Below are 11,192 nucleotides of genomic sequence, written 5' to 3'. Positions count from 1 at the left end.
CAGGGCTTGCGACTTTAGTCGTGGGAGTCTCAAATACCTTGTAACCGCAATCACTGTAAGGATCTGGCCATTAAATAAAATGGACAATACCTATCATTCGGAAAAAGTAGATCCTGAGGAAGTTGTCAAGGAAAAGTTCCTTCGAAATGCATGGGAAGGTGCGATGGAAGGAGCCAACAACTCGTTAAGCCTTGGCAGGAATTTGTGGGAAAACCTAAGAGACGGATTCATTATGACAATGAGCATTCTTCCGTCCATCCTATCCGTTGGGTTAATTGGCCTGGTTTTAGCTGAATTCACGCCTGTATTCGATTTAATGGCTTATATATTTTACCCATTCACCTGGCTTTTCCAAATCCCGGAGCCGTTCCTGGCTGCCAAAGCTTCTGCCATTGGCATCGCTGAAATGTTCCTTCCGGCGTTGCTCGTGGTTGATACACCTTTAGTTACTAAGTTCATTATTGGCGTGGTCGCGGTATCTTCCATCCTGTTTTTTTCAGCAACGATACCCAGCATTCTTTCAACCGAAATCCCGATTAGCATTACAAAGCTGGTAGTGATTTGGTTTGAAGGACGCTGCTAACATTGATCATTACCGCGCAAATTGCGATTTTGCTGCTTTAAAACAAATCGTACATATACAAAAAGCTAATAATCATTATGAAAAGAGGCTGAACTTTGAATCAGCCTCTTACACATTGAAAACAAGAAAAATCAAAAATATAACATATGTAACATTATACGAATGTCTAAAACAAAAGGAGTTTCGACTTCACATGTCGTATATATAGGATATTGGGTTACTGCCACGCGATTATGCATGTTGCACCGTTATCGAAGATGCCTGCAAGCACCAGACTTTACAGTTCGTGGCCGGACTATCCCAGCCATCGATGTGCATGCTGCGTTTATGGCAGCTCTAGGCAGTCTTTATGCCGACGTCAAAATGACGGAAACCTTGGAAAGTAGAAAGCTGAGTTGATTTATTTTTTGATAAAAAAAACATAAAAAGGGGTGTAGTCCACCTCTTTTTTTAGTTCCCTCCAAACCTTTGTGTCTGATTTAGTGTCCATACGTATTTTCATAATCTCCTAACGAGTGCATGATGATGAAGAATGGATAACATGTCAAAAAGAGTAGTACTCTTCTTAATTCGAAAAACAGAAAAAATAACGACACGGGTGGGCGTCCAACGGAAGAATCAGTGAATTAAAATAAAAGATGGCTTTGGATATTTCTTTGAATCGTAAAACAAGGTAATTTCGATAGATTAGGAGGAACGATAATGATAGAGTTCGATACAAATGTAGATCCATTAGCGATGATTAAAGTAATCGGTATTGGCGGCGGTGGAAACAACGCCGTGAACCGTATGATTGAGGATGGAGTACAAGGTGTAGAATTTATAGCTGTTAATACAGATGCGCAAGCTCTTGGCTTATCCCGGGCAGAGATTAAGCTACAAATAGGTACAAGTTTGACAAGAGGTTTAGGGGCAGGTGCAAATCCAGAGGTAGGCAGAAAAGCAGCTGAAGAAAGCAAAAAGCCGATCCAGGAAGCGTTGAAAGGAGCAGACATGGTATTCGTTACAGCCGGAATGGGCGGCGGTACAGGTACCGGGGCAGCCCCTGTTATTGCCGAAATAGCGCGTGGGCTTGGGGCACTGACGATTGGTGTAGTTACACGCCCGTTCAAATTTGAAGGCAATAAGCGTGCAGCAATGGCTGCAGGGGGAATTGCCTCCATGAAGAATGCGGTGGACACATTAATTGTGATTCCTAACGATCGCTTACTGGAGATTGTAGATAAAAAAACATCGATGATTGAAGCATTCCGTGAAGCGGATAACATCCTTCGCCAGGGTGTACAGGGTATTTCGGATTTAATTGCTGTACCAGGTTTAATCAACCTTGATTTTGCTGACGTGAAAACGATCATGTCCCATAAAGGTACTGCTTTGATGGGTATTGGTATTGCAACTGGTAATAACAGGGCTGTTGAAGCCGCAAAGCAAGCCATTTCCAGTCCGTTGCTTGAAACTTCCATCAATGGGGCTCAAGGTGTACTAATGAATATCACTGGCGGGAGCAACTTAAGCCTATATGAAGTACAAGAAGCAGCGGATATTGTCGCTTCTGCTTCAGACCAGGAATTAAATATGATTTTCGGCTCTGTCATCAACGAAAACCTAAAAAATGAAATGATGGTAACCGTCATTGCTACCGGTTTCAATGACCAAGAGAATATATCATTAAAGGCGTCTTCCAGTCCTTCAACGACAGGAATGTCAAAATCATCACTGCCACAAGCACCAACTAGACGCGAACCGCTACGACAAGAAGAACCGGCACGAGATCATGGCCGACAAAGGCAACAACCAAAAGAACCGCTTGATATTCCAACGTTCTTGCGAAATAGAAGCAAAAGAAATTAATATACTTAAGAAGCCGTCTTATCCAGGGAGCGCAGCGCTATACTGTCCAAATTTTGGCTAGTCTTTTTTATAACTTCACATATTACCCTTTGTGCTAATAAAAGTATAATAATTCATAAAAAGACAGAACCCCTGTCTTTTCTTTTGAGGTTTCTACTCTGAAATGATGTCTGAGCGATTTTCATGTTAAAAACAACAATGGACATTCTCAGAGTCAAACCAGTATGGCAGAATGTAAGTTTACTCTTATAACCACAGGGGAGAATTAACAATGAGTACGCTTAATACCTTATTTCGTGAAAGGATCGGTATACCCGTTCACGAAAAAATCACTTTTGATTCACTGGGCCCCATTTTGGAAAAAACAGCGAAAACATTTCCTTTTGAAAACTTATGCATTATTGGGTGTAATACGGGAGCTATCACGAAAGAAAACTTGATGAATAAGATGTTAGTTCGGAATGAGGGTGGGCTTTGTTATGAACTAAACTCCCTCCTGTATTTCTTTTTGGCTGAAAGCGGCTTTGATGTATCGTTATGCCGCGGAGTGACATACAACAACGAAACTCAAGACTGGACGGCGATAGGGAGAACCCATGTAACCATTCTATTAAAGCATATGGAAAATACGTACTTAATTGACACGGGTTTTGGTGGAAATTTACCATTAGTGCCTGTTCCGTTAACCGGCGAGACCGTTACCTCTAATAACGGGGAATTCCGGATTAAAAAAGAGATTTTATTTTAGAGATAAAATTGAAATATAAGGATAGGGATTGGAGAAAAGGCTACATCTTCGATTCAAAGGTACCCGTGATGGATGTATCAGAAATGAATGATATACTATTGACCTGAAGATTACTATGCAAAGTTAGCCATAAAAAAAGCCCCAAGCGGGACTTTTTTATTGTTTCTCTAATTTATTGTCTGTGGAACCTGTAGTTTTACTTATTGCACGGCATCCAATTGGTTTACTTTCCATTCAGATCCTGATTTATAGAAAGTAACATTGCGTTTCACGCTGTCTCCTTCAACAGTAGGTACAGTAAAGTTATATGAGCGGACATTTGTTCTTTGGTAGACTAATTTTACTTTCGCTTTACTCCATGTCAGCATGCTGCCGCCGTCCCCAACTGCGCGGGCTAATTTTCCTTTATACGTAATATAATGATATTTATTTAACCCTTTTCGTATCGCATTGTTTGTAAAGGTTTCTGATAAATACGTATCTAGTTTGTCTCTTGTATTAAATTCCTTGCAAAGGTAAGAATACTGGCTGCCCTTGTAAGTGAAAGTCTTTTGTGTGCAGGAGGTGTTTTTGTATCCATGTAATGCATTCCAGAAATGATCGCTGGCATTATTAGCTATTTTGATTGCATTCGCATTTGATAGGTTCTGTGTCGAAGTGTGTGCTGAAACTCCCGTGCTTATCGTACAGAAAAGAATGAACGATAGTATGATAACTGAAAATTTTTTCATTATTGCTTTCTCCTCCTCAAAATAGCGATACTTACAAAAGCTATATTGTTTCCTTTATTACAAATGTTACATTTATATTACAATATACATTGCATGAAATAAAGACGTTTTTGACATTTCAATTAAAAATAGTTATTTAGGCGGATAGTTCCTGTGCATTAAAAGGAATAACCAATGCCTCTATATGTATATGAAGGAAATGTATCGCTGAGACACATGTCTTTACCACACGTGGAGATATATAAACATCAACAAGTAAAACGATAAATATTGGCTTTAAAGGCTGATTGAAGAATGTTATCCTAAACAAACCTCAGAGCCGATTACTGGGGGTATAATTGCCGTTCTTTTATATTTATATAGTAAGGAAAACGAAATGAAGGAGTGATCAGGATGCAAGATCAATGTCTTATATTTGTCTATGGAACGCTGCGGAAGCAGCAGAACAATCACCACTTGCTTACAAATACAACATGTCTTGCAGAGCAATCCTGGACGAATGGCCAACTGTTTGAAACGAACTACGGACTGCCTTTTCTGGAGGCATCCCTTGAAGGAAGAGTGTACGGTGAGCTGTATCTAGTGAATCAAGCACAGCTAGAAAAGCTTGATCGTTTATTGGAGCGATATAAGGGTCACGGGCAGGAGATCCACTACGATCGAGTCAAAAAAACAGTCCAGACCGATACAGGATCACACCAGGCCTATGTTTATATGCTTCCGAAAAAAGGGAACAAGCCCGGACTGGCACTAATAGCTGGAGGAGACTGGAGAGTGCACCAACTCCTGAAGGAAAGCGTCGATTTCTTATACTTTGCTTATGGTAGCTGTATGGATCATGAACGGTTCGAGCAATCAGGCCATGCACATCATTTTCAGAAAATAAAAGGATGCGGAATTTTGGATGGCTACCATCTTCGGTTCACAAGAAGATCGGTAAACGGAGGCGGACGGGCCGACATCGTTGAGGAACAAGGAACAGTCGAAGGCAAGGTCTACGAAGTAAACGCTAAAAGCCTTCCGTATCTGTGTCAACGCGAAGGAGTGCTTGCAGGCTACTATCGGCCAGCATTGATCGATCTAACGATAAACGGCATGACCGTTGAAAATGTATTGACGTTCGTTGTCATTAAGAAGGAAGCGGAAATTGCCCCACCTCTAGATTATTTGAACGAAATTTTCCGCGGTGCCCGTGGCTATCTCAGTGAATCTTATTTGACACAGCTAAAGGAACAATTGAAGAAAAGTTTTAATCTTAACATATAAAAAGGAATGAAGCATATCCACGATGATTGCTCAAAATGTTAATCGGTAAAGCGCATGCGTATGAAGGGGGCAACTTGGATGGATTCAAGGAGTTGGAAAAATGTAATAAATTCCAAAGCTTTAGCTTAAAATCATACAAAATTCTCCGGCTGATCCAACAGACAAGGATCAGTGTTTTATTGCGGAATAGCCTTCAACATATGATTCTATATACCTATTTGGTTTTTTCATAATTTATGAAAAAAGTAGTGAATTATTACAAGCATTCCAAACTAATTTGAGAAATCACGTTGGTATATGATTTAATAGAATATAATGGAAAAGAACGTTAAGTACAATACGTTATTATAGGTGAGGTGCAGGTAGTGTTTGAATCTTCGCTAGCTTCTTTGAATAGAAGTCTTTACGAAATGCAAGAAGAACTTCGTCGATTACTCGAAATAAAGCCCGGTGTAGAAAAAATATATCAAGAATTTATCATGAACTATCCGTACTGCATGGAACCCAGCTTATCCTCTAACACTTGGAATGGAAAAGTTGCATCTATTTTTAATGAATTTCGGGAATCTGAAATGAAAGATAACTATAATAATATCCTTAATGAACAATTTCCGATGATACTATTCATGCTGCAGAACAAGATAAAGGAATTGAGTGTAGATATAGAAAACCTTTATTCATCAATAGCAGTGACACAAATGAAAGAGCAAGAAGCAAAAGCAAAAGAGCAGTAAAGGAAGTGGCCTAGAAATGAGTAAAGAAATAAAAATGGAGTATGGGGAAGTTGAAAAAGTACTAGGGAAATTAAAATCTTCTGCTAACTCGTTGAATGCATCCGTAAAAGATGAAGGGGGGAGCAACAACTTAAATGTTGTAAAAAAATTGAATAAGCTAAACCAGGATGTTCAAGAACTGGCCAAATCTTATCAAACTCTATTAATTCATAATATTGAAGCCACACAAAAGTCTATCCAGACCATGAAGGATGCCGATGAAATGATTTCTTCATCGATCAGGCAAAGGTAAGGAGCAGCAATATGAAAATATTAGATGTAGATTCTTTAATTGCCGAATTAGAAGTTTCGCTAAAGATGATAGATGATCAGCAAGAGCGAATAAAACAGATTGCAAGTGATGTGAAGGATATTTACTCTTTAGATGAATCCTTTCAAGGAGAGGGAGCAAAAGCTATAAAATCTTTTTATCAGGAAGGTCATGCACCTTTTTTAGTAGCCTATGATCATTTTCTTGCAAAATTCCGCAGAGCGGTTAACGGCATTAATGATGCATACCCTGCAGTTGAACCGGAGCAAAAAGGCTTTGTTCGTGAAAGCTTTTTGCAAAACGACGTCCAAAATAGCTTAAAAGATCTAAAAGGCAACACCATGGAAATGACCGACGAAGTAAATGCCCTCGTCGATAAGGTACAAGATATCATTTCTTTACCAAAGATCCGTGATGATGATGTACTAAAAGGAATTAACAGTGCTCAAGAAAGAGTAGAAGATACGATTGAAGATCTTCAGAAATTTGACGAAGAAGAAACAAAGGAATTAGCGGACATTGAAAACGAACTCGATATTCTTGCAAAATATGTAAAAGACCTGGAATCCATGTTTAAGAGCGGAACGATGTCGGTCAGCAACTTCAACATCAACCAACTGCAAAAAACCGAAAGTTATCAAAATATGCAAAAAAAGATGGACGAAATCGACTGGACCGCAATCCCTGTTACTTCGACGCCTTCTATCCTGTTTGATGCCACTGCTCCTGTTTCTTCATATGGGAATACATTTGGTACATTGGCAGAGGGAGTGGCTTTGACGGAAACGGCCTATAAGGTAGGGAGATATGGTGTTAATATAACAAGGGTTGGGGACAAATATATTGTTAAAAATGGTAAATATATGGATATAAAAGGGAAAGACTTTCATAGAAGCTATATTAATTCACAGGTTAAAGCAGGTAATAACCTGGAAATAGCAAAGCATGTTCACCCTGCTGCAGCAGTCAAGGATGCTTTTAAAAGTAAGCTTGGTTTTCTTGGGATTGGAATTACAGCAGGCGAGAACGCATATAAAAATATTGAATCAAATGCTTCTACTTCCAGAGTGATTGGAGATACAGCAGTGGATGTAGGCTTGGGGGCTGTATCTTTAGCCAGTGGGGCATTATTGGTCTCAGCTGCTGCAAGTTTTGGTGCACCATTAATTGGTGCAGCAGTAATAGGTTTTGGATTTTCAATTGCAGCTTCATATGTTATTGATGGTATTAAATTCGGCAAAAATGAAAAAAACCTATCACAGGGATTAAAGGATGATGTACAAAAGGGAATCAAAACCGTGGCTGGGTGGTTTAAGTAAAAATAATATTAAGCTGCAGACTCTATTATTAGGTGGTACGAAGATGTTAAGCATAGATCAAGATATAAAACGAAGACAATTACCAGAACATATCAGAGAACATTTACAACCTTTTTCTACACTACAAATTAAAGTTATTATTGGTGCCTTTACTTTCATTGGGCTTGATGCACTTGTACTAATACCATTGCTCTTTCCAGTAATTAAATTAGTTTTGTATATCACGATCCCTTTATTGATTTTCATTAGTGTGTGGGGAATATGGTTGCTTATACGAAATGCTGAAAATACAGAATTAGAATCGCTATTATTCCTTGGGTACTTAGGTATTATTGGTTCATTATGTTATTTCATATTAATATTAAAATATTCATTTATGTTAGGAATAATTTCTCCTATATACTATGTAGGTTCGTTTCTAATATATATCTCACTAATCTATCTTTTCTTTCGTCATCAATTCAAAAAATATTCTACGTTGGAAAAGAAGCTACCAAAAAAGACACCTGCTTGGCAATACACACTAGTTACCATCTCAGTTCCAGCAGGTTATATCGCTGCCCAATATATAATGGGGTTCACACCTTCAATTCTTCTTTCTATTATGTCTGTTGTTTATTTTGTGTTTTGTATCTTTTATATTTTTATATTATCCAGGTCTTTCCATAAGTACTTTTTCATAAAGGCTAATATACATTTAGTGAAATTTGCAAACAAAAAATTGAATCAGAGGAGTGGTATTGTAAATGGAAAATAGTTTAATTCCTAATGGTTCTATTGTGTTACTTAATGGAGGAAATATAACACTCATGATCTACGGAAGAAAGCAAGTTTTGGTGGCCGAAGATGAGCAGGACGGTAAGATGTATGATTATTTAGCCGTTCCTTATCCTGAGGGGTACATATCCCCAGAATATACATATGTCTTTAACCACACTGATATTGCCAAGATTCTTTTTAAAGGATTTATAAATGAGGAAGAGGAAGAATTTCAAACTGTTTTGAACAACGCATGATATGCTTATTAGTTCGAAATACATATTATCCATTTATTGCTGAAGCCCAAACAAATCTGTTCGGGCTTTACTATTTTTCAATTAACACGAATTTAATGACTGATAAAAAACCGGAAACTTAAATTCTTTCAAAGAAGGGGAACTCGATGATTTTCAAGAAAAGGAAAAAAAACGAAGAAGATAATAAACAGTGGTACTCACTTGTGGTTATGACGCAAGAAGAAGTGGATGAGGACAAGTACAGCGAATTATCCGAAAGAATAGATGCTCATGTAAATAATATCGGTTTCACTTGTAATCTTATTAGAAAAAATACCGATCTTGAACAACTGATTTCAATTGACCGGCACATAGAAACTGCTTCGGACCCTTGCTACTTTTTGATTCCTATAAATAACGATGATGTAGAAAGAGAAATAAAATTAATGGAAAAACAACATAAATGGAAGAAGTTTTTCGGTTATCTTAGACCTGTGGACTATTTCGAGGCGATGGAACATGCAAATTTAAACTGGGACACCATCATCTATTCTACAGATAATCCAGAGGGAATTATTCAATACCTGAACGATCATTCAATGTAATATTTTTTTTCTTTCAAGATTGAGTTTTGATTGAATAGGTCTGGTTCAAGTAGGCGATGTTTTTAAATCTTCGCTTACTACTTAATGAAGGAGGCTAAATTTGAAATCAGAAGAACTGCTTACTAAAGGGATGATCAAGTATTACACAGAGCCCAAAGCAAAATTTATCTCAGGAGCTGATTGGAGTGAAAGGACTGTAGGAACATATGCAATTGGTACATTGCTTAGAACTGAGCCAACCTGTTCAAATATCTTCAGTAGAGCCTTTTTGTATCGGCTCTTCAACTTCAACATCAACCAACTGCAAAATACCGAAAGTTATCAAAATATGCAAAAAAAGAAAGACGAAATCGACTGGACCGCAATCCCAGTTACTTCGACGCCTTCTATCCTTTTTGATGCCACCGCACCGGTTTCTTCATATGGAAATTCATTTGGTACATTGGCAGAGGGAGTGGCTTTGACGGAAACGGCCTATAAGGTAGGGAGATATGGAGTTAATATAAGAAAGAAGGGCGATACCTTTCTTGTTAAAAATGGTGAATATATATATATAGAAGGAAAGAAGTTTCATAAAAACCATATTAATTCCCAGGTTAAATTAGGCAATGACCTGCAAGTGGCAAAGTATGTTCACCCTGCTGCAGCAGTTAAGGATGCATTTAAAAGTAAGATTGGGTTGCTTGGGATTGGAATTACGGCAGGAGAGAACGTGTATCAAAATATTGAATCAAATGCTTCTGCATCCAGAGTAATTGGAGATGCGGCAGTAGATGTTGGTCTTGGAGCTGTCTCATTAGCTGGGGGTGCTATTGCAGTTGCCACGGCAGGAGCGGTTGGAGCTCCCATTATAGCCGCAGCATCAGTTGGGTTTGGAATTTCTGTTATTGCCTCTTATTTACTTGAAGGAGTAAAATTTGGTAAAAAGGAGAAGTCTCTTAGTGAGGAGTTAAAAGACGGTGTTCAAAAAGGTGTTAAAACTGTAGCTGGATGGTTTAAATAAATAGTTTAAAAGATAATAGGTGGTTTATTCATGTTAAAAATAGAACAAGATATAAAGCGCAGACGATTGCCCCAGCATATTAAGGAACAGTTAGATCCATTTTCTACAATGCAAATTAAATTTGTCATTGCATCAGGTACTTTTTTTATGTTGGATTTACTCATTATTTTGCCTTTGCTTGTACCGGTTATTAAGGCGGTATTATTTATTACATTACCTTTGCTCATCTTTATTAGTTTATGGGCGATTTGGCTGCTCGTAAGAAAAGCTGAAGATACCGAGTTAGAATCCCTACTTTTTCTTGGATGTTTAGGAATTGTAGGATCGATATGTTATTTTGTTCTTTCTCTAAAATATTCTTTTATGCTTGGCATAGATTCACCATTATATTATTTTATATCAATAGTAATCTTTGGATTCATCATTTTCTTATTTATCCGGCATCAGGTTAAAAGATATTCAAGTTTGGAAAGAGAAAGAACAAAGGAAACACCTAAATGGCATTATAGAGTTCTTTCGATTTCTGTCCCTGCGGGTTATCTAGTAGCCCATTATATAATGGGACTTTCGGGTGGTTTTATGCTCTCTTTCATGACAGTTGTATTTTTTGGAATGTCAATTTTTTATATATTTGTCCTTGCGAAATATCTGTATAAATATTTTTTCATTAAAACAAACATTCATCTTGTGCGTTTCTCAAACAAAAAGTTGAATCAGAGGAGTGGTATTGTAAATGGAAAATAGCTTAATTCCTAATGGTTCTATTGTGTTACTTAATGGAGGAAATATAAAACTCATGATTTACGGAAGAAAGCAAGTTCTCGTCACCGAGGATGACCAGAACGGTAAAATGTATGATTATTTGGCAGTTCCTTATCCTGAGGGATACATATCCCCGGAATATACATATGTCTTTAACCACGCAGATATTGCGGAGATCGTTTTTAAAGGATTTGTAAACGAGGAAGAGGAAGAATTTCAAGGTGTTTTGAATAATACGTGATAGCTAAGATTTGATTGGTCAAGCCCATGAAAAGGAATCGAGCT

General features: G+C 37.8%; 13 protein-coding genes and 1 pseudogene. 13 read left to right on the top strand and 1 reads right to left on the bottom strand.

Annotated elements, in window-relative coordinates; all coding sequences use genetic code 11:
• The 3 genes and pseudogenes from ELQ35_RS20925 to ELQ35_RS20915 form a co-directional block, all read left to right on the top strand.
• A pseudogene (locus ELQ35_RS20925) lies at positions 1-624 on the top strand (YjiH family protein); the annotation flags it as partial.
• Between the two features lie 661 nt (positions 625-1,285).
• Positions 1,286-2,434 (top strand): cell division protein FtsZ, encoded by a 1,149-nt coding sequence (ftsZ, locus tag ELQ35_RS20920; protein WP_126867117.1) that lies wholly within the window; start codon positions 1,286-1,288, stop codon positions 2,432-2,434.
• Positions 2,435-2,705: 271 nt separating this feature from the next.
• Positions 2,706-3,182: an arylamine N-acetyltransferase family protein gene (locus ELQ35_RS20915; RefSeq protein WP_246026167.1), complete on the top strand. Its 477-nt coding sequence runs from the start codon at positions 2,706-2,708 to the stop codon at positions 3,180-3,182.
• Between the two features lie 200 nt (positions 3,183-3,382).
• On the opposite strand, the gene ELQ35_RS20910 is transcribed toward ELQ35_RS20915, so the two are convergent.
• Positions 3,383-3,913: an IseA DL-endopeptidase inhibitor family protein gene (locus tag ELQ35_RS20910; protein ID WP_126867116.1), complete on the bottom strand. Its 531-nt coding sequence runs from the start codon at positions 3,911-3,913 to the stop codon at positions 3,383-3,385.
• Positions 3,914-4,306: 393 nt separating this feature from the next.
• On the opposite strand from ELQ35_RS20910, the gene ELQ35_RS20905 reads away from it, so the two are divergent.
• The 10 genes from ELQ35_RS20905 to ELQ35_RS20860 all read left to right on the top strand — a co-directional run bounded on the left by ELQ35_RS20905 (position 4,307) and on the right by ELQ35_RS20860 (position 11,148).
• On the top strand, positions 4,307-5,179 hold the full coding sequence (locus tag ELQ35_RS20905; RefSeq protein ID WP_126867115.1) for a gamma-glutamylcyclotransferase family protein: 873 nt from the start codon (positions 4,307-4,309) through the stop codon (positions 5,177-5,179).
• 410 nt (positions 5,180-5,589) lie between these two features.
• Positions 5,590-5,913: a hypothetical protein gene (locus ELQ35_RS20900; protein WP_126867114.1), complete on the top strand. Its 324-nt coding sequence runs from the start codon at positions 5,590-5,592 to the stop codon at positions 5,911-5,913.
• Between the two features lie 16 nt (positions 5,914-5,929).
• Positions 5,930-6,205, top strand: coding sequence for a YwqI/YxiC family protein (locus ELQ35_RS20895; RefSeq protein WP_126867113.1), 276 nt, complete (start codon positions 5,930-5,932; stop codon positions 6,203-6,205).
• Between the two features lie 11 nt (positions 6,206-6,216).
• On the top strand, positions 6,217-7,542 hold the full coding sequence (locus ELQ35_RS20890) for an LXG domain-containing protein (protein ID WP_126867112.1): 1,326 nt from the start codon (positions 6,217-6,219) through the stop codon (positions 7,540-7,542).
• A 43-nt stretch (positions 7,543-7,585) separates the two neighbouring features.
• Positions 7,586-8,299: a hypothetical protein gene (locus ELQ35_RS20885; RefSeq protein ID WP_126867111.1), complete on the top strand. Its 714-nt coding sequence runs from the start codon at positions 7,586-7,588 to the stop codon at positions 8,297-8,299.
• On the top strand, positions 8,289-8,558 hold the full coding sequence (locus ELQ35_RS20880) for a DUF4176 domain-containing protein (RefSeq protein ID WP_126867110.1): 270 nt from the start codon (positions 8,289-8,291) through the stop codon (positions 8,556-8,558). Before ELQ35_RS20885 ends, ELQ35_RS20880 begins: the two co-directional genes overlap by 11 nt.
• Before the next feature lie 146 nt (positions 8,559-8,704).
• Positions 8,705-9,142: a hypothetical protein gene (locus ELQ35_RS20875; RefSeq protein ID WP_126867109.1), complete on the top strand. Its 438-nt coding sequence runs from the start codon at positions 8,705-8,707 to the stop codon at positions 9,140-9,142.
• A gap of 100 nt (positions 9,143-9,242) precedes the next feature.
• A complete protein-coding gene (locus ELQ35_RS20870) occupies positions 9,243-10,145 on the top strand; it encodes a hypothetical protein (RefSeq protein ID WP_126867108.1) in 903 nt (300 codons plus the stop codon).
• A 30-nt stretch (positions 10,146-10,175) separates the two neighbouring features.
• The gene (locus ELQ35_RS20865; RefSeq protein ID WP_126867107.1) at positions 10,176-10,889 is read left to right on the top strand and encodes a hypothetical protein; all 714 of its coding nucleotides are present in this window, start codon (positions 10,176-10,178) and stop codon (positions 10,887-10,889) included.
• Positions 10,879-11,148, top strand: a complete 270-nt coding sequence (locus tag ELQ35_RS20860) for a DUF4176 domain-containing protein (protein ID WP_126867106.1) — start codon at positions 10,879-10,881, stop codon at positions 11,146-11,148. The genes ELQ35_RS20865 and ELQ35_RS20860 overlap by 11 nt, the downstream gene beginning before the upstream one ends.
• Positions 11,149-11,192: the final 44 nt, after the last annotated feature.

The organism is Peribacillus cavernae (genome assembly GCF_003989135.1).
In the GTDB taxonomy this organism is placed as follows: Bacteria; Bacillota; Bacilli; order Bacillales; family DSM-1321; genus Peribacillus; species Peribacillus cavernae.
Note: the sequence above shows the minus strand (reverse complement) of the source record. Positions and strands in the feature narration are given on the sequence as shown.